The organism is Pseudomonas sp. 86_A (assembly GCF_017491705.1).
Classification (GTDB): Bacteria; Pseudomonadota; Gammaproteobacteria; order Pseudomonadales; family Pseudomonadaceae; genus Aquipseudomonas; species Aquipseudomonas koreensis.
Genome location: NZ_JAFGYS010000002.1, coordinates 143,558 through 161,994, shown reverse-complemented (window position 1 = coordinate 161,994; position 18,437 = coordinate 143,558). Strand labels below are relative to the sequence as shown.

Sequence of the window (18,437 nt, the reverse complement as noted above, 5' to 3'; positions counted from 1 at the left end):
ATTTATGAAAGACTTATCTGTAATTTTTGATATTGATGGCGTAGTGATAGATAGTGAACAATTGCACTTTAATGCTTTAATGCAAGTGGTTCCCAATCTAGCAAGGAATTTCAAACCGGAAAATCTCATCGGTTTAAGCTTAGATGAAACACTTAGACATCTAAAAGTCAACCCTGAACAAATTGAAAATCTTAAAGTAGATCTTCATATTGCTTATGAGTCTCTTTTGTCCGATCAATTTGTAAGGCCGGGAATTAAGAAATTAATTCATGAGCTTAAAGATTCTAAAATTTCTTACGGATATGTTTCGTCTGCACCTAGGGATACATGTTTGCTTAATCTTGCTTTAATTGAAAATTGTGCTCCGTTTTTGATCGCTGGTGACGATGTTATCCGAACTAAACCTTATCCTGATCCTTATCTTCAAATGATCGATAAATTAGGTGCTCACGCAGATGATGTAATTGTAGTTGAAGATACTGATATTGGAATAAATTCTGCAACAGCTGCAGGTATTACGAAGGTTTATGCGTGGCCTCATTCCTTATCGTCTAATCAAAATTATAAGCTTGCATATAGGGTGATTGACAGCCTCAACGACATATCTGAGTTTCAGATTTTGAAAAAAAGTTGACTCGCTCAGATAAACAAGCTTAATCATTAGGTCTATATGATGACTGGAAAAATTAAATGTAGTGCTAACAACAGTAAACTTATCTCGTCTACACGAATAGCTTTCTTTGTAGTAGGTTTTATTTTGGCAAGTTGGGCGCCTCTAATTCCTATTCTAAAATATAAGTTGGGAATCAGTGATGGTGATCTTAGTATTTTGCTGATTGCATTTGGAGTTGGCTCGATTAGCTCAATGTTTGTTTCTGGAGTGTTGGCAGCTAAGTTTGGATGTAGAATTATATATTTATTTTCGGTGATACTTGCTACCGTTTTACTACCAGTGATCATGACAATCGATAACTTCTTACTCATTGCTCTATTTATATCACTTTTCGGTGCTAGCGTAGGTGCAATGGATGTGATTGTTAATATACAAGCTGTTCAGGTTGAAAAAATTGCTGACAGATCTTTGATGCCCCGCTTCCACGCGCTTTTTAGTTTTGGTGCATTTATTGGTGTGTGTACAACCAGTTTATTACTTTTAATTGGATTAACAGCTAACCTTTGCTTACTTCTAACGGCGGTAATAATAGCCACATTATTGCGACGTTCTGTTCCAAACATTTTGCGGGAAGTAGAAACCTCATCATCGAACAATTTTGTTTTTCCTAAAGGTAAGGTTATTTTGCTGGGGCTTCTGTGCTTCATTGCTTACATAGTTGAAGGTTCGATGTTGGATTGGAGTGGCGTTTTGCTTGTCGATCAACACGCCGTAAGTATAAGTTATAGTGGAATTGGATACGCAGTGTTTTCCGTGACAATGACCATTGGTCGTTTTTATGGTGGATACTTTGTTGATAATCTCGGCAAAAGTAAAACTTTTTTAATCAGTTCTTTTTTAGCATTTATAGGCCTGATTATGCTGTGGTTGAGTAGCGGTCTTTCGATAGCTGTTTTAGCATTCCTAATGATTGGTTTAGGTGTAGCTAATATTGCGCCACTGTTGTTTACTGCGGCGGGCAACCAAAGTGTTATGCCTGTGACCCTTGCAGTAGCTGCAATTTCCACCATAGGCTATTCTGGAATATTGATGGGGCCGGGCATCGTGGGAGCTATTGCGCATTTCTCATCAATATCTGACGCCTTCTTGGTGTTGGCACTTTTTTCTAGCTTTCTAATTGTTTATTCAATTAAGGATACCTTCAAAAGCAAGAATTTGCTCAAGTAAGTTCAATATTGCTTGGTTTAAGCTGAGTTTAGAGTAGGCGTGTTCGCTAACAAGGAGAGGTAAAATGGCTAGGGGTTTTCTGATGACTAAAGTTCACAAATCTTTATTACTTTATTTTAATTTATTGATATATTGCTTTGGCCTACAGTTTGCTGTGGCATCCGAACTTGATGCAACTAGGCAAAGCCTGCCTTGGTGGAAAACAGCAGTCTTTTATGAAATTTATATCAAATCTTTCAAAGATACGACTGGAGACGGTATTGGTGATATTAACGGTATCACTGAAAAGTTAGATTACCTCCAAAATTTGGGTGTCGACGCTATTCTCCTGACTCCACACTATGGTTCGCCAGGTAAAGACAGTGGATATGACGTTAGTGATTATCGTAGGGTGATGAAGGAATACGGCAACAACCATGATTTTGATGTTCTAGTATCTGAGCTCAAAAAAAGAAACATGCGTATAATGATTGATGTTGTGGTGAACCATACTAGCGAAGAGCACCCTTGGTTTATCGAAAGCATGAAGTCTAAAGACAATCCTTATCGTGATTTTTACATTTGGAGAGATGGCGTTAACGGAGGACCGGCTACTGATAATAACTCTTCATTTGGTGGTTCTTCCTGGGAGAAATCAAAACAAACGGGTCAATATTATTATCACACCTTCGCGTCCAGCCAACCTGATCTTAATTGGGATAATCCCCGTGTTCGTGATGCTGTCTACGAGGACATACGATTTTGGCTTGATAAAGGGGTTTCAGGGTTGCGCTTCGATGCAGTCGCTGACTTCGTAAAGCCTTATGATACTAAAGCACAGTTCGAAAAATTCAAAAGTGATACTGTTGAAAAGGTCGTAGATCCTAAAGTTCATTCATATATTAAAGATATGCATGAAAAGCTTTTTGCTGGCAGAGATCTTGCCACCATTGCTGAGGTTTGGCGAACTCCTCCAGAAGAAATTCAATTATTTACTAATCCGTCAAACAAAGAATTTAATTTGGCTTTCATTTTCGACGCTATCTTCGTTGGTCGGAAAAGTGTTTGGGAAGCGAAAGAGTGGAGTATTCCGGAGTTTAAGCAAGCCATTAGTAATGTCGATAGAATTACCGGTAATAATGGTTGGGGCGCATTCTTTTTGAGCAACCATGATAACGCGCGAGTAGTATCCCATTTTGGTAATGATTCGAATGAATGGCGTGATTCGTCTTCTAAAGCTCTTGCCCTTTTAAGTCTGACCCAGCGCGGCACTCCGTTCATATACCAGGGCGATGAGATTGGCATGACTAATTACCCTTTTAAGGATATCAACGACTTTGATGATATTCAGCTCAAAGGTTACTGGCGTGATTTGGTCGAGACCGGAACTATTGATAGTGAGTATTTCCTCAATAATGCTCGACAAACTAATCGAGATAATGGGCGAACTCCTTTTCAATGGGATAGCTCTCCGAGCGGAGGCTTCACTTCAGGCACCCCGTGGATTAGTGTCAATCCGAACTACATTTCAATTAATGCGAGTAGCCAAGTCAACGAACCTAAATCAGTTTTCAATTTTTACAGAAAATTGATAAATTTGCGAAAGTCTAACCCGGCTCTTGTTGTTGGTGAATATCGTGACCTAGACCCTAGCCATGAACAGGTCTTCGCATATACTCGTACTCTAGGCACAGAGTCTTTTCTGATTGTCATAAATATGACGGATTATCAAGTCAAATATTCTTTGCCGAATAAACTAAACAGAGGTACACTAATTCTCCAAAATTTACCCGATCCACGTTCAAATGGCTCGCTTGAGTTTATAGATCTTAAACCCTGGCAAGCTTCAATATATAAGCTTCACTGATAAACTGCCTTAAGCGCCGAGTGGTAAGATTTACTTGGCGCTGTTGATTCAGTTATCTTCATTAGAGTGGATCTGATAATGGGCTGAAGTCTTTATGGTTATGACAATTGGTTAAGTTCGCCAGGATAACCTTTAAGAAATATAATATCAATTAGTTAATGGCTTTATATGGTTTTTAGAAGATTCATCGCCGAAATACCTGCGTTAGCAGTGTCGACATACTGATGAAAATTTTTAAAAATGTTAAACGCGTTTTAGATTTTAAGAGATTTAATAATATGTTTAAAATAATGTATGTGACGATATTGGCTTTATTTTCCTGTAATAGTTTTGCGACTCTTTGTCAGAGTTATGGGACATCAAACTCACAGTCGGTGAGTATAACTGAAAATATCGCGGTTTTACCGTCGTTGCCTAAAGGTACGAAATTGTGGGTTGGCGACCAATTTACTCTTTCTATTGAATGCTGGCAGAATGGTGCGGCTGATTCTGAAAATGTATATCTTTATCTCAATCCTGCTGATAAAGCGAACAACGTACTTGGCCCTGATATTGAAGTGGGAGTGACAGTCAATGGCGTTGATCTTATATGCAGTGTCGTTGGCGCTAGTGCATGTAAAACTGATATGGGGATTACATTAGGATCCTGTAATAGTTCCAGAGGTTGCAAATCAACAACGATTAGAAGTTTTATGGTAGGAATTCGCCCATTCGTATCGAAGAAGAGTGAAGCAGAGCCTAATAAAGAGGGTGCTCTCACCACTGTGTCTTCTTATCAGTTGTTAGCATTTGATGGCAAAGGAGGTGTAAATACAGGAGACGCTTATTATAAGTTTTTTGTCAATAATTTGAATAATTTCCGATATGTTTCATGTGCTTCTACGTTGTCCATATCCCCACAAACTGTCAATTTTGGGAATATTGCAGGGAGGCCTGATAAAGGAGTTCTTATAAAAGAGATTCCATTCACTGTTTCTTCCAGTAAGCAATGCGATAGCGTTTACGCTATTGGAGCAATGTTGACCCCGATTAATGCTGCTGTACAAGATAATCTTCTCATCCCATCTGATAATGATGCAGTTGGTATTAGAATTTTAACAGAGGATAATCGATCTATAGTTCCTTTCAATTCTGAGTTTCGGTTAATTGAGGCGACCAACCAATTATTGTCGAGTAAGCGCTTCATTGCTCAACTTTTGTGGAATAAAAATGTTTACCAACCTGGCTCCTTTAGTGCCGGGGCTTCCGTGGATATATATTACAGATAAAACAGATGATTATTTGATTTTCATTATGGTTTAATGTGGATTTTTTTGGGTGTATTTGTCGAAGGGCTTGCCGGCATTGTTAGATAATGCATCAATAATTTTAAATTCTTAGTGATTTAATACTTATTGGTGCATTTTTAATGCGGCGATGGGTGCGGCAATCTCTTAGCCAAATTTCTATATTTGCATGGTCTTGGCTATATAATAATATTTCGCTGTGCAAAGTTCGTGTTTTATTAGATTCTATATAATTAACACGTTAAGATCTATTGGCTCATAAATGTTTTATATATTCTTTCTAATTATGTTATTTTTGATTTAAATCTTACAGCGCATTTTATTTTTTAGCGCTTTTGTTTATTTTAAAGATATCGTGTTTTGATCTATGATTTATATTTTTATAAGAAATGTATTTTTCATTTTAGTCTTGATTAGAGTTGTTGTATGTATCCCTATAGCTTCGCTCGTCTGGAAATGCAATTGGTGATTTTTATGTATTCATGATCTTTGGTTTCTGTAAGATTTTATATTTCTCAGTTTGGTATAAGTTTATTTTGTCTTGATACTCATCCTTTTGTATGCAGGCTGAAGTAATCGAATCTATGATTAATATCCTCAGTCAAAAAACATGAACGTAAAGTTTTGCTGTCGGGATGCCACTGTCCTACTCAGTTGATTAAATAAATATGTGTCATGCTTAAAGGCGATTTAGCTTTGCTGCGTTCTGTTTAGGTTCTCCATCTCTTGCTTTGATGAATGTGTGATTAAATTTAACTGAGGTCGATATTAATTTATTTTCTAAATTGGATTTATTTATATAGAGGATTTCACAAATTTCGTTATTGTGCGTCCGCTGCGCGAAATAAATAAATGGATAAGGTTTCTGAAGAAGCTGTTTGTCATTTCAGGGAAAAGCAGTTTTAAAGCTATATCTGCCGGGTTTCGTAACGTTCTAAAATATTTTTTGGAACGATCTTGATTGATCCAACAGACTGGAGCTATGGTTTTGCCTCTAACCAACATCGAGTGATTCAAATGAAAAGGATTTTGACTGCTGTAGCTCTTGCCATGTGCGTAGCTTCTGCAAGCCATGCAGATGACCGATTCACCTTTGAGAAATACCCGGCTTCCTCGGTCTCTAACAAAACATTGTCAAAAGTCGATTGGTCGAGTAACAAAGCCCTAGCAGGGCAGTGGCGCATCAAAGAATCCATCGAAGGCACCATTGGCAAGAAAGCCGATTTTGCGGGGCACTTTGTTGTCGCTACTTATGGTTGCGGCACGGGATGCCAAGCCACGGTCTTCGTTGATGTGAACGATGGGAAGCTTTACAAAGCACCTATGCAGTTTCCAAGCGAATCAGATGCGCTAGCGCCTGCTAATGGTGGGGTTGCTCACAGGCAAAACAGCAATGCAATTTTCATGAGCGATTTGCGTTACTACAAAGCTGGTAGCCCGGACATGATGCAATCCGATGGTGTGGTGCTTTGGAATGAAAATTCTAAGAAATTTGAACTTGTAGCCAAATCCAAACCATTCAAAATGAAAATGGACTGACCTATTTTCAAACTGAATTAATTTGTTGTAGTATCCAATCATCACTAATTAAAGGGTTACATCATGTCGAAGCTTGCAGAATTCCGTCAGCTTGAAAAACACCTTGCAGAACAAATGGCCCAACTGGAAGCCTTGAAAGGTGACGCTGGTTTGGCTGAAGAAATCAAATTTGAAGAGAAGCTGCGCAATCTGCTAGGCCAATATGGCAAAAGTCTGCGTGACGTGATCGCAATCCTCGATCCAGCTTCGCTTAACCGCAAAGGTGGTGCTGCTCCTGTAGCTGCCAAAGCAACCCGCCGCGAGCGCGTGGTTAAGGTCTACAAGAACCCGCACACTGGCGAAACCATCGAAACTAAAGGTGGCAATCATCGCCAGCTTAAAGAATGGAAAAACGAGTTCGGTGCTGACACCGTTGAGTCGTGGTTGAGCAAGTAACACCAGCTATCATGCCGCCGCAATGGCGGCATGTGCTTCACGTCTCATCCCTTTGGTGCTTTGCTTGACTCAAAAAGCCACGTATTTAAGCATCTGGTAATTTGAATTCTTCTGCAATGTTCCCGATCCCGTATTTTTCAAGCGCATTGATTTCATACATTGTGTTGTATGTACTGACCACTTCGCCGTCTATTGCAACCTTTGTATTTAGCGTTTTTGCGTCTTTGTTGTAAGTGAAGAAAAATGTTATTCCGTTGGATGCTAGGAAGTTAATGATTTGAAGGCGTCCGTGTTCCTTCTTGAATAGCTCGACGAATTCATCAACGGTTTTGACGTGAAGCGTTGTTTTTGTGTCGATTGAATTTACGGTCAGTTCTTCAAGTTCTTCTTTTAGTCTCGAAACTTCTTCTTCTGCATTCATCAGCATTTTAAGAATGGAAGCCGGGATTGCTCCGTCCTGGATTGTCTCAACTGATTTTTCAAGGTTCTCCAATGTCATTTTCTTTTTGGAAAGAAGAATCTCTTTTTCAATTCTTTCTTTGTTTTGAGATTTGTTGTCCGTGTTTCCTTCCAAGAATCTAATGAAATGCTCGCCAACTTTTGCGTAGCTTATCATGTCCTCAGCCGTTTCTACTTTTGTTCCAAAATCGCCTTCGCTATAAAAAGTTGATTTTTTAACTGCTTCAAATAGGGCGGGCCGTTTTGATAGCATATTCCAAAAGAAGGATGAAGCGATAATGTGGAAAAGAACCGAAACGCCAAAATCATACCGAAAGCGGTTTTTGCATTTATTGTTCTGCTCAAAATTGCTTCTGCAACTCATGTAAAAATAGCGTTTCGTTTGCGAGCCGAAATTATTCATAAAGAACATGGATTCGCCGCAAATCCCGCACATGGCTGTGTGGCGAAAGATGTTTGAGTTGTCTTGGCTTGATCGGCCAGCGCGGCGGTTTACTTTTCGCCCTTGCATTGCTTGGCGAGCTTGTTCAAAAAGCTCAAAGCTTATAATTTGAGGGTAATAGTTTTCAATGTATTTATCGAACTGCATTTTCCCGTCTTTTTTTACTTGGGAATACATGTAGCCAAGTGGATATTTTTTTTCAAAAATGTCTTTAACTCGGTTTTGAGTCCATTTTACTGACGATGTTTTGTTAATTTCTTTAATCGTTGCTGTAACACCTTGAAGCCTTAACGATTCAAAAATTCGGTTAAGCTCTTCGGCTTGTTCAGGGTGTGGCTCAAACTTTTGTGTGAGTTCGTTGTACTGAATGCCAAAAGGAGGACGCTTTTTGTTGAAGGGTATTGATTTTTCAACCGCGTCTTTCTTGGCCTTTGCCCACGCTGATAGGCGGCGAACGCTTTTGGTTTTCGATTCTTCGTGTGAACGTTTTGAAATCACAGACAAAAGAATATCTTGTGATAAATCGTCAATACCGTTTTTATCAGAGGCTTTTTCGTAGCGCTGATTGTCAATCGTGGTGACTAAAACGATACCTTTTTCAAGAATTCCATTGACCAAATCTTTAGCTTGTAAAAGCCTCTGGCGACTCAAACGGTCAATAGATTCAACGAAAACAATATCGCCAGGGCGAATGCGTAGACTGTCGATTTGGTCAATCAGCTCTTTCAGCTTGCCGTGTGTGCGGTTCTTGCCGTTGTACGCTGACACCCCGTTTTCGTAGAAGAAATTCTCATCCGGGATCTGCACCTTGTACTGCTCTGCAAGCACTCGGATAGACTCTTTCTGGCGTGTTACAGAGTCCTTGTCCTCTGCGCCTTGACGCTTCGTGCTGTGCCTTATATATGCGTAGGCTGCTGGGGATGGACTTGTCATGATGGGTCATGCCGAATTGTTAGATTAAGACCTATTATACAAGACCAACCACATGCCGGTGCGCTTCCTGATCTACGTGGCGATCACCGCGCTGACCCGTCTGCTGATCTCCAACGTCTCGCACCACAACCCGCCGGACATGGGCATCATCTACCTGTGCGGCGGGATTCTGCTGCTGGCGTTCTCGATCCTGGTGGTGCGTTACGCCTCGTCGCAATTTCCCTCGGTGAAGATCGAGAAACCGCAACGCAAGCTCGGCGCCGGTTCCGGCGAACACCCCGAGATCGAGAAGGGCGAGCTCTAAAGACCTGCCGACGGTCGAGACTGGCCGTCGATTGGCTGCGGTGGCGGCGGCAGCCCGGCGCCGCTGGTCATCGCTTCGAGGATCGCCATGGCGCTGTGGCCCTGTTCGATGGCGATGCCGAATTGAATGCTTTGCACCAGTCGCTTCAAGCGCTCTGGATCGTTGCGTTGTTCGCTGCTGATCATGCGTTTGGCCACGATGCGGCCTCTGTCCGACAGGGTCAGCATGATGCTGCCGTCCAGCCCCTGAATGCTCAGGTTGATCTGATAGTCCGGCGCGAAGGCATCGGTAATGATCTGAAAAGGGTTGTCCATGATGCGTCACCGCCTGATTGAACGTGCAGTTGTTGACCGGCCGTGATCGGGTTGGTTCGCCATACCGGACCATCGGCCATTCCGTGGCCATTTCGCCAAGTGCTTCTGTGTAGGCGCTGCCGCAGGCTGCGATCTTTTGATCTTCAATGTTTTGATGTCGGTCACGAAGATCAAAAGATCGTCCGAACGCGGCCCGAACCTTCGGGAGCTCCTACAGGTGTGTAGCAAGGGCTGTGCCGGGAAAATTGTCGAACAATGAATACGGCATAAAAAAGGCGAGCACACAGCTCGCCTTGTTTGTTTATGGCCCGTTTCAGGGCAGAACCGAATAGATGATCGCCGACAGTGCAATCAGGCCGATCAGCACCACGAACACGTTCGACACCTGTCCCGAATACTGGCGCAAGGCTGGCACGCGGCGGATGGCGTACATCGGCATCAGGAACAACAGGCAAGCGATGACCGGCCCGCCAAGGGTTTCGATCATGCCGAGGATGCTCGGGTTGAAGGTGGCTACGGCCCAGCAGCTGAGGATCATGAACAGCGCGGTCGCACGGTTCAGCCAACTTGCCGACATCACCTTGCCTCGACCGCGCAGGCTTTTGACGATCATGCCCTGAAAGCCTTCGCTGGCGCCGATGTAGTGGCCGAGGAAGGATTTGGTGATCGCCACCAGCGCGATCAGCGGCGCGGCGTAAGCGATGACCGGGGTCTGGAAGTGGTTGGCCAGGTACGACAGGATCGAAATGTTCTGCGCTTTCGCTGCGGCCAGATCCGCCGGTGACAGCGCCAGCACGCAACTGAAGCAGAAGAACATCACCGTCACCACCATCATGCCGTGGGCCATGGCGAGGATGCCGCTGCTCTTGCGCTCGGCCTGGGCGCCGTAGCGCTGCTTCTGGTCAACGGCGAACGCCGAGATGATCGGCGAATGGTTGAACGAGAACACCATCACCGGAATCGCCAGCCACAGGGTCTTGAAGAACGTCGACAGCGGCATCGCCTCTTGAGCGCTGGCAAAGAACGCGCCGTTCCAGTTGGGGATCAGGCTCAGACCGAGCAACAGCAGGGCGGCGACGAACGGGTAGACCAGCACGCTCATGGCTTTGACGATCACGTTCTGCCCGCAGCGCACGATCGCCATCAGGCCGAGGATCAGCGCCAGCGACAGGATCGCCCGGGGCGGCGGGGCGATGTGCAACTGGTGTTCGAGGAAACTGCTCAGGGTGTTGGTCAGCGCGACGCTGTACACCAGCAGGATCGGGAAGATCGCGAAGAAGTAAAGCAAGGTGATCAGCTTGCCGGCACCGATGCCGAAGTGTTCTTCGACGACTTCGGTGATGTCGCCCGAACGCCCGGATAACACAAAGCGGGTCAGGCCCCGGTGGGCGAAGAAGGTCATCGGGAACGCCAGCAGCGCCAGAATCAGCAACGGCCAGAAACCGCCGACACCGGCGTTGATCGGCAGGAATAAGGTGCCGGCACCGATCGCCGTGCCGTACAGGCCGAGCATCCAGGTGGTGTCGGCTTTGCTCCAGCCCTTGTGGGCAATTTCGGTGTTGCGTGTGCGATCTACAGCGGGATTTTCGGCAGCAGGTGTACGTACATCGGTCATCGTTTTTGCCTCGTTATTATTTTTGCTCGGGCTCACGGTTGGCCGGCCGCAAGTTGCGGCCGGCCGGGGCGGTCAGGGAATGCGCGTCAGCACTCCACCCAGCTCACGGCCAGGCCGCCCCGTGAAGTCTCTTTGTATTTGTCGTGCATGTCGGCGCCGGTATCGCGCATGGTGCGGATCACCCGGTCGAGGGAAATGAAATGTTTGCCGTCGCCGCGCAGGGCCATTTGTGTGGCGTTGATCGCTTTCACCGCGGCGATGGCGTTGCGCTCGATGCAGGGCACCTGCACTAGGCCGCCGACCGGGTCACAGGTCAGCCCGAGGTTGTGTTCCAGTCCGATTTCGGCGGCGTTTTCCAGTTGCTCGGGGGTGGCACCGAGCACTTCGGCCAGGCCCGCAGCGGCCATGGCGCAGGCCGAACCGACCTCGCCCTGACAGCCGACTTCGGCGCCGGAGATCGAGGCATTTTTCTTACACAGAATGCCGACGGCGGCGGCGCCCATGAAGAACGCGACGACATCATCGTCGGACGCGTCCGGATTGAATTTCATGTAGTAGTGCAGCACCGCCGGAATGATCCCGGCCGCACCGTTGGTCGGCGCGGTCACCATGCGCCCGCCGGCCGCGTTCTCTTCGTTGACGGCGAGGGCGAACAGGTTGACCCACTCCATCGCCGACAGCGTCGAACTGATCACGTTCGGCTTGCCGATTTCCAGCAGGCTGCGGTGCAGTTTCGCCGCACGGCGCGGCACGTTCAGCCCGCCGGGCAGGATGCCTTCGTGGCGCAGACCCTGTTCGACGCACTCGCGCATCACCGACCAGATGTGCAGCAAGCCGTTACGGATTTCAGCGTCGCTGCGCCAGGCCCGTTCGTTGGCCATCATCAGCTCCGAGACCCGCAAGTCGTGCTGCTTGCACAGACTGAGCAGTTCGGCGGCGCTGGAAAAGTCATAGGGCAGCACCACGTCACCGGCAGGGGCGACACCGGATTCGGCTTCCGCCGCTTCGATGATGAAACCGCCGCCGATCGAGTAGTACGTTTGCGTGAACAACTCGGCGCTTTCGCCAAAGGCTGTCAGCGACATGGCGTTGGGGTGGTAGGGCAGGCTCTCGTCCAGCAGCAGGAGATCGCGCTGCCAGTTGAAGGCAATGTCTCGCTGCCCGGCCAGCGACAGCAGACCGCTTTCGCGCAGGTGCTGGATGCGCGGGTCGATGGTCGCCGGATCAACGCTGTCCGGCCATTCGCCCATCAGCCCCATGAGCGTGGCGCGGTCGGTGGCGTGGCCGACACCGGTGGCCGACAGCGAACCGTACAAACGGATTTCCACCCGACGTACATCGTTGAGCAACCGTTGGTCGATCAGCGCCTCGGCGAAGGTCGCTGCGGCACGCATCGGGCCGACGGTGTGGGAACTGGACGGACCGATGCCGACTTTGAATAGATCGAAAACACTGATAGCCATGCTAAACCCTTACAAGCAATGGAGTAGGAATCGCTGCCATTTTTTGTAGGACAAGCGCAATGTCGGCGATACTGCCTACCTCGGTCCTACGTGACCAACGAAACTTCCTAAGAAAGCCTTTAGCAGGACTAAACGATGAGTCGTCAATTGCACGCCCAGACCTACGTCTGGCTGCAGGTGTTTTCCTGTGCCGCGCGGCACCTGTCGTTCACCCGTTGCGCAGAAGAACTGCACATCACCCCGGGGGCCGTCAGTCAGCAGATTCGCCAACTGGAAGAGCGCCTCGGCTTTCGCCTGTTCCATCGCCGTGCGCGGGGGGTGGAACTGAGTGCGGAAGGGCAGCGGCTGGCGATTACGGTCAATGAGGCCTACGGCAGCATCGATGCTGAATTGCGCCGTCTGGATGCCGGAATGATCAGCGGGATTTTGCGGGTGCGCTCGATTCCGTCGTTCCTCAGCAAATGGCTGACCCCGCGTCTGCCCCGCCTGCAACAGCGCTATCCGGACATCCAGTTGCGCCTGGTGGCCGAGGACAGCAGCGTGCCGTTGCACGAGGGCGACTTTGATCTGGCGATTGACCTGAACGACGGCAGCTACCCGGGACTGTTATCCACAGCCTTGCTCGATGAGCAGATTTTCCCGGTGTGCGCACCGAGCCTGCTGCGTGGGCGCCCACCGCTGCATGGGCCGGCGGATCTGGGGCATTTCCCGCTGCTGCACGACATCACCGCCTGGCGCGGCAGTTATGAATATGCGGAATGGGAGTTCTATCTCAACGCGATCGGCTTCGAAGGCGCCGATGTCCGGCGCGGCCACACCTTCAATCGCAATCACCTGACCATCGAAGCGGCCATCGCCGGCATGGGCGTGGCGATCGCCCGACGCACACTGCTAAACGATGAGTTGGAGCGGGGGACTTTGATTGTGCCGTTCGGGCTGTCGGTGCCCAATCACAAGCGTTACGTTTTGTTGTATGCGCCGGGGGCGTTGAGCCATCCGGGCGTGCGTGCCGTACATGACTGGCTGGTGGAGGAGGCGGCGATTTTCCGCAGCTTGCACCCGTTGAACGACGGGCAATTGTGAGCAGATTTTGCAGGGTTGCGTGGCGACCCAACTCCCGACCTTACCAGTGACTTGCTCGGTTGTCCGGCTTTTTTTGCGAATGAATATTTATCTTTTTTCAGGGGTTGAAATGTTCGTCAGTCGGGCCGATTGTTGTAACCAAGAGGTCAAGAAATTCAATTCAAGGCCTCTCGCGAGCTAGCTGAAATAAGGGATGAACTATGCAAATCCAAGTCAACAGCGATAACCATATTCAAAGTAGTCAACGACTGGAGGAGTGGGTACGTACAACCATTGAGAGCACGCTCGAACGTTATGAAGAAGACCTGACCCGTGTCGAAGTCCACCTGAGCGACGAGAACGGTGACAAACCAGGTCCCCATGACTTGCGCTGCCAACTGGAAGCGCGGCCAAAAGGCCATCAACCGATTTCCGTCACCCATAAAGCCGATTCGCTGGAACAGGCGATCGACGGTGCAGCCGAAAAACTGGAACACGCGCTGGAGCACCTGTTTGGCAAACTGCGGGGCAAGCCCCGCGCCGCCACCGTGCCATTCAGCAAGGCGAATGACGCACTGCTGGAGGAAGAATTTCTCGAGAATGAACAGGCAGCGATCAACAGTTGATGCGCTGATTTTTCAAGCCACCCCATGAGAACGGGCCTGCGCAAGCAGGCCCGTTTTTTTTTGAACCGTGTGGCGAGGGAGCTTGCTCCCGCTGGGCTGCGAAGCGGCCCCAAAACCTGCAAAGGCGTTCAACAGCCAGACCGCATTAGCAGGATTTACGTCTGCTTCGCAGCCGAGCGGGAGCAAGCTCCCTCGCCACAGTTTTTTTAGAAAGCTACAGACGTCTGCACATAAACCGTGCGCGGCTCACCCACGTACTTGCCCTTGTTGTTGTCATCGAACGAGCGGGTGAAGTACTGGGTATTGAAGATGTTCTTCACCCCCACCGCCACATTCAAATCCGACAGTTGCGGGCCAAAGTCGTAACCCGCACGACTGCTGAACAACATGTAGCCCGGGATCTTGCCAGTGCTGCCGTCGGCGCTTTCTGTCGAGGTGTTGGCGTTGTCGGCAAACTGGTCGCTCTGGAAGCTGCTATCCAGATTCAGCTTCCACGGCCCCTCGGTGTAACCGACGCCAATCGTGCCTTTGTGTTTCGACGAGAACGGCACGCGGTTGCCCTTGTTCGGCCCGTCCTCGCGGATGGTCGCGTCGACGTAGGCGTAAGTCGCGTACACATCGAAACCGGCCAGCGCCGGGCTCAAGGCATCCAGTGCGTAATTGACGCTGGTCTCGATGCCTTGATGGCGGGTCTCGCCACGGGCGATCACCGAATCGTTGGTCTGGTTGCTTTCGTACTGGTTGTCGAAGTTGATCAGGAATGCGCCGATTTCCGCTCGCAGGGCGCCGTTGTCGTAACGGGTGCCGAGTTCCCAGGTGCGGGCCTTCTCCGGTTTGACTTCGCCGCTGCTCACGCGATTGGGCATCTGGCTGTACTGCACGCTACCGAATGAGCCTTCGGTGTTGGCGTACAGATTCCAGCTGTCGCTCAGGTGATACAGCACGTTCAGCGCTGGCAGCGCGGTGTTGTAGTCGCCCTTGTATTTGGCGTTGGTCAGGTTGTTGGTCTGCTGCGACTCGATCATCTCGTAGCGCACACCCGGGGTGATGGTCCATTTGCCGATGTCGATGCGGTCGTCGACGAACAACGCATTGGCTTCGGTGCCACCCCGAGTGTCGCGGTCGTTGCGGCTGTCGGTGGTCGGGTATTGGTTGCTGCTGATCGGCGTGCGGTAGCGCAACTCATGACCGGCCTCGTTGATGTAGCGGTAGCCGACGCCGACTTCATGGCTGGTCGGGCCGAGATCGAAGCCTTGGGCGAACCGGGTTTCGAAACCGCGTACCCAGTACTCGCGCGGCGACAGCGAGAGGAAGCTGCCCTGATCCAGATAACCGCTGCGCAGGGTCTTGGTGAAGAAGGTGTTGGCGGTGAATTCGCGACGGTCTTCCTGATAGCGATAGCCGAAGTTGAACATCGTCCGACGGCCCCAGAACTGGTCTTTCGGGCGTGTCGATTGATACGGATCAGCGTCGTAATCGGCAACGTTGAGGCCGCCGGGCATGTCGGCCTTGCCCTCGTAATACTGGGCCATGGCGTTGAAGCTGTTGGCCTCGTCGAGCTGGTATTTGCCCTTGAGGATCAGGTCGTCGATCTCGGTATCGCTGTGTTCACGCCAGTCGCCGTCCCGGGTGCCGGAGTACAGCAGCGCGCCGCCCAGGCCATTGTCATTGGTGCCGCCCGCGAGCAGGTTGGCGCTGGTCTTGAAGCCGTCATGGCTCGACGACGGGCTGGTTTCCGTCTGGAAGCCGCCCTTGACCGTCGGTTCGTCGGGGATGGCGCGGGTCACGAAGTTGACCACGCCGCCGACGTTCTGCGGGCCATAACGCACGGCGCCGCCGCCACGCACCACGTCCACGGCATCCATGTTGCCCATGCTGATCGGCGCAAAGGACAACTGCGGCTGACCATAAGGGGCGAAGGGCACGGGAATGCCGTCCATCAGCACCGTCGAGCGCGCGGCCAGCCGTGGGTTGAGGCCACGGATGCCGAAGTTCAGCGCCATGTCGTGACTGCCGGTGCCATTGTTTTCCGGGGCGTTGACCCCGGGAATGCGGTTGAGCACGTCGCGCGCCTGAGTCGCGCCCTGACGTTCGAAGTCTTCGCGGCGGATCACGTCGCGGGCGCCCGGATGCTCGAAGACGTTGACCTGCGCCGCGTCGCCGAGCCAGTCGCCAACGACTGTCGAGGTGTCCAGCTCCAGCGCGGTGTCGCTCACCGGTTGCAGGCTGAAGGCATTATCGCCCTCGGCGCGGGCTTGCAGACCGGTGCCTTCAAGCAGTGCATCGAGACCTTGCGCGGCGGTGTAGCTGCCTTCCAGGCCACGGCTTTGCACGCCGCGGGTGATCTGCGAGCCGAAGGAAATCAGCACGCCGGCTTCACGACCAAACTGGTTGAGGGCGTTTTCCAGCGACGCCGGGGCGATGTGATAGGCCTTGGTTTCGGCGGCCAGAGCGGGCAGGGCGCTGAAGCTCAGGCTGGCGCCGAGAACGAGATGACGCAGGCTGCGGGCCAGGGGCGTAAGGCGGGTCGGGTGCATGAACGATGATCCTGAGAAGGTTGAATCAAGGGGGCTTTCCTTCTCTGTCACGCCAGATCTGAAAAACGGCTCACGGTTTACGAATATTTTTTTGAACGACTGTTTTCTGTGGCGAGGGAGCTTGCTCCCGTTGGGGCGCGAAGCGGCCCCTTTATTGAAGAAGGGGCCTGCTGCGCAGGCCAGCGGGAGCAAGCTCCCTCGCCACAGTTTTGTTTCAAACCCGGGCTTCGACGCTCACCCAATAGCGGGTAAAACGCCGCACTTTCACTGGCAGACTGATTTGCAGCAGATCGAGAATCCGTTCGCTGTCGTCCAGTGGATAAGTCCCGGAGATCAGCAGGTCAGCCACTTTGGCAGCGCAATGCAACTGCCCGCGACGGTAGCGACCGAGCTCATCCAGAAAGTCCCCCAGGCGCATGTGCGCGGCAACCAGCATGCCCTCGGCCCAGGCGCCGCTGTTGGCGTCCAGTGCCTTGGCTGCGCTGATCGAGGTGGCGCTGAAACTCAGCTGACGGGCGACGGGCAGTAACATCGGTGCACGCCCGTGGGCGTTCAATTCGACCTGGCCTTCAAACACGGCCACCTGGGTGCGATCGGCAAATTGCCGCACGTTGAGGCGCGCCGCCCGGGTTTTCAGAATGCCCTGTGCCGTGCGCACTTCGAACGCTTGCGTGGTGCTCAGGAGGATCTCGCCTTCCAGCAGACGAATCAGCCGGCGCGTGTTGTCCACGTCCGCCGCACTCGCGGTGTTGAGCTGCAACTGGCTGTCCGCGCCCAGCGCCACCTTGCGTCGCTCACCCACCGGGCTGCGGTAATCAGCGAGCAGCGACGGCAGCGGATTGTGCTCGCGCACGCTCCAGGTGACGGCTGAACCGGCACCGACAATCAGCAGCAGTTTCAACGCCTGACGACGGCTGGCGGACTTCGCTCCGTTCAACGTCGCGTGTGCCAGCGGCGAAGACACACCGCGCAAGCGCTGGTTGACCCGCTGTATGTGGTCCCACGCCCGACGGTGTTCACTGTGCGCGTCCAGCCACTGCTGCCAGGCCTGTTGCTGGCGCGGGGAGAGCGTGCCCTGCTGCATTTCCATCAACCAATGCACCGCCTGCTCGGCCACGTGCGCGGAGAAATCCGGGACGCGGTTCATAGCGCGAAGTAACAGCGCATTGCTGCCTTGTTCAAATGACGTTTGACCGTGGCCACCGAGATGTTCAATTCAGCGGCGATCTGCGGGTAAGTCAGGCCATCGACCTGCGCGAGCAAAAAGGCGCGCTTGACCAGACGCGGCAAGCCGTCGAGCAACTGATCCAGCTCAATCAGGGTTTGCAGGATGATCGCTTTGTCTTCTTCCGACGGTGCAGTCATCTCCGGCATCTGCGCCAGGGTTTCGAGGTAGGCGCGTTCCAGGTCCTGGCGGCGGTAATGATTGAACAGCACGCGTTTGGCGAGGGTGGTGAGGAAGGCGCGCGGTTCGATGATCAGCGCCGGTTCGCGCGCGGTCAGTACGCGGATGAATGTGTCTTGAGCCAGATCCGCCGCGCTCTCCGGGCAGCCGAGTCTGCGCCGCAACCAGCCGGTGAGCCAACGGTGGTGGTCGTGATAGAGCGATTCGACGGGATGGGCGGACGGCAACGGTATTACTCCGGGCGCATGCGGCATGCGTTAGAGAACAAGAACTGTTCGCATTGTAGAGGCGAGGAAGGTCGTCCGGCAATCAGATGCTTTTGCGTATGAGA

The 18,437-nt window shown here is 50.8% G+C and carries 15 protein-coding genes and 1 pseudogene; 9 read left to right on the top strand and 7 right to left on the bottom strand.

All coding sequences use genetic code 11. From position 1 onward, the window contains the following. The first annotated feature begins 4 nt into the window (after nucleotides 1-4). From J5M57_RS04065 to J5M57_RS04040, 6 genes are all read left to right on the top strand, one after another. A complete protein-coding gene (locus J5M57_RS04065) occupies nucleotides 5-634 on the top strand; it encodes an HAD-IA family hydrolase (protein ID WP_207847531.1) in 630 nt (209 codons plus the stop codon). 39 nt (nucleotides 635-673) lie between these two features. After that, complete coding sequence (locus J5M57_RS04060; protein WP_207847530.1) at nucleotides 674-1,840, top strand: MFS transporter; 1,167 nt, start codon at nucleotides 674-676, stop codon at nucleotides 1,838-1,840. Nucleotides 1,841-1,922: 82 nt separating this feature from the next. Then, on the top strand, nucleotides 1,923-3,686 hold the full coding sequence (locus J5M57_RS04055; protein ID WP_207847529.1) for an alpha-glucosidase: 1,764 nt from the start codon (nucleotides 1,923-1,925) through the stop codon (nucleotides 3,684-3,686). A gap of 224 nt (nucleotides 3,687-3,910) precedes the next feature. Next, nucleotides 3,911-4,954, top strand: coding sequence for a fimbrial protein (locus tag J5M57_RS04050; RefSeq protein ID WP_207847528.1), 1,044 nt, complete (start codon nucleotides 3,911-3,913; stop codon nucleotides 4,952-4,954). 975 nt (nucleotides 4,955-5,929) lie between these two features. Beyond that, nucleotides 5,930-6,511 (top strand): hypothetical protein, encoded by a 582-nt coding sequence (locus tag J5M57_RS04045; protein WP_243435056.1) that lies wholly within the window; start codon nucleotides 5,930-5,932, stop codon nucleotides 6,509-6,511. A 63-nt stretch (nucleotides 6,512-6,574) separates the two neighbouring features. Then, entirely contained in the window at nucleotides 6,575-6,946 is a 372-nt protein-coding gene (locus tag J5M57_RS04040) for a histone-like nucleoid-structuring protein, MvaT/MvaU family (protein ID WP_207847527.1), read from the top strand. A gap of 85 nt (nucleotides 6,947-7,031) precedes the next feature. On the opposite strand, the gene J5M57_RS04035 is transcribed toward J5M57_RS04040, so the two are convergent. Further along, nucleotides 7,032-8,780 carry a recombinase family protein gene (locus J5M57_RS04035; RefSeq protein ID WP_207847524.1) on the bottom strand — a complete coding sequence of 583 codons (1,749 nt, stop codon included), beginning with the start codon at nucleotides 8,778-8,780 and terminating at the stop codon, nucleotides 7,032-7,034. Between the two features lie 37 nt (nucleotides 8,781-8,817). Between J5M57_RS04035 and J5M57_RS04030 the strand changes: the two are divergent. Next, nucleotides 8,818-9,084: pseudogene (locus J5M57_RS04030) on the top strand (phosphate-starvation-inducible PsiE family protein); the annotation flags it as partial. Here J5M57_RS04030 and J5M57_RS04025 read toward each other — a convergent pair. The 3 genes from J5M57_RS04025 to J5M57_RS04015 form a co-directional block, all read right to left on the bottom strand. Beyond that, entirely contained in the window at nucleotides 9,081-9,398 is a 318-nt protein-coding gene (locus J5M57_RS04025) for a DUF3509 domain-containing protein (protein ID WP_064586032.1), read from the bottom strand. The pseudogene J5M57_RS04030 and the gene J5M57_RS04025 overlap by 4 nt on opposite strands. Before the next feature lie 313 nt (nucleotides 9,399-9,711). Next, on the bottom strand, nucleotides 9,712-11,013 hold the full coding sequence (locus tag J5M57_RS04020; RefSeq protein ID WP_207847516.1) for an HAAAP family serine/threonine permease: 1,302 nt from the start codon (nucleotides 11,011-11,013) through the stop codon (nucleotides 9,712-9,714). 86 nt (nucleotides 11,014-11,099) lie between these two features. After that, nucleotides 11,100-12,476, bottom strand: a complete 1,377-nt coding sequence (locus J5M57_RS04015) for an L-serine ammonia-lyase (protein ID WP_207847514.1) — start codon at nucleotides 12,474-12,476, stop codon at nucleotides 11,100-11,102. A gap of 135 nt (nucleotides 12,477-12,611) precedes the next feature. Between J5M57_RS04015 and J5M57_RS04010 the strand changes: the two genes are divergently transcribed. Further along, nucleotides 12,612-13,559 carry a LysR substrate-binding domain-containing protein gene (locus J5M57_RS04010; protein ID WP_083366973.1) on the top strand — a complete coding sequence of 316 codons (948 nt, stop codon included), beginning with the start codon at nucleotides 12,612-12,614 and terminating at the stop codon, nucleotides 13,557-13,559. 200 nt (nucleotides 13,560-13,759) lie between these two features. Continuing rightward, nucleotides 13,760-14,164, top strand: a complete 405-nt coding sequence (locus tag J5M57_RS04005) for an HPF/RaiA family ribosome-associated protein (protein WP_169843137.1) — start codon at nucleotides 13,760-13,762, stop codon at nucleotides 14,162-14,164. Between the two features lie 206 nt (nucleotides 14,165-14,370). Here the strand turns inward: J5M57_RS04005 and fecA are convergent, their stop codons facing one another. The 3 genes from fecA to J5M57_RS03990 form a co-directional block, all read right to left on the bottom strand. Further along, nucleotides 14,371-16,701: a TonB-dependent Fe(3+) dicitrate receptor FecA gene (fecA, locus tag J5M57_RS04000; RefSeq protein ID WP_207847505.1), complete on the bottom strand. Its 2,331-nt coding sequence runs from the start codon at nucleotides 16,699-16,701 to the stop codon at nucleotides 14,371-14,373. Nucleotides 16,702-16,915: 214 nt separating this feature from the next. Then, entirely contained in the window at nucleotides 16,916-17,848 is a 933-nt protein-coding gene (locus J5M57_RS03995) for a FecR domain-containing protein (RefSeq protein ID WP_207847503.1), read from the bottom strand. After that, a complete protein-coding gene (locus J5M57_RS03990; protein ID WP_064586039.1) occupies nucleotides 17,845-18,333 on the bottom strand; it encodes a sigma-70 family RNA polymerase sigma factor in 489 nt (162 codons plus the stop codon). Before J5M57_RS03990 ends, J5M57_RS03995 begins: the two co-directional genes overlap by 4 nt. Between the last annotated feature and the right edge of the window lie 104 nt (nucleotides 18,334-18,437).

Excerpts from the sequence above, each read along its gene's own strand:
- J5M57_RS04065 (WP_207847531.1), top strand. The coding sequence starts at position 5 with ATGAAAGACTTATCTGTAATTTTTGATATTGATGGCGTAGTGATAGAT.
- J5M57_RS04060 (WP_207847530.1), top strand. The coding sequence starts at position 674 with ATGACTGGAAAAATTAAATGTAGTGCTAACAACAGTAAACTTATCTCG.
- J5M57_RS04055 (WP_207847529.1), top strand. The coding sequence starts at position 1,923 with ATGACTAAAGTTCACAAATCTTTATTACTTTATTTTAATTTATTGATA.
- J5M57_RS04050 (WP_207847528.1), top strand. The coding sequence starts at position 3,911 with ATGAAAATTTTTAAAAATGTTAAACGCGTTTTAGATTTTAAGAGATTT.
- J5M57_RS04040 (WP_207847527.1), top strand. The coding sequence starts at position 6,575 with ATGTCGAAGCTTGCAGAATTCCGTCAGCTTGAAAAACACCTTGCAGAA.
- J5M57_RS04035 (WP_207847524.1), bottom strand. The coding sequence starts at position 8,780 with ATGACAAGTCCATCCCCAGCAGCCTACGCATATATAAGGCACAGCACG.
- J5M57_RS04025 (WP_064586032.1), bottom strand. The coding sequence starts at position 9,398 with ATGGACAACCCTTTTCAGATCATTACCGATGCCTTCGCGCCGGACTAT.
- J5M57_RS04020 (WP_207847516.1), bottom strand. The coding sequence starts at position 11,013 with ATGACCGATGTACGTACACCTGCTGCCGAAAATCCCGCTGTAGATCGC.
- J5M57_RS04015 (WP_207847514.1), bottom strand. The coding sequence starts at position 12,476 with ATGGCTATCAGTGTTTTCGATCTATTCAAAGTCGGCATCGGTCCGTCC.
- J5M57_RS04010 (WP_083366973.1), top strand. The coding sequence starts at position 12,612 with ATGAGTCGTCAATTGCACGCCCAGACCTACGTCTGGCTGCAGGTGTTT.
- J5M57_RS04005 (WP_169843137.1), top strand. The coding sequence starts at position 13,760 with ATGCAAATCCAAGTCAACAGCGATAACCATATTCAAAGTAGTCAACGA.
- fecA (WP_207847505.1), bottom strand. The coding sequence starts at position 16,701 with ATGCACCCGACCCGCCTTACGCCCCTGGCCCGCAGCCTGCGTCATCTC.
- J5M57_RS03995 (WP_207847503.1), bottom strand. The coding sequence starts at position 17,848 with ATGAACCGCGTCCCGGATTTCTCCGCGCACGTGGCCGAGCAGGCGGTG.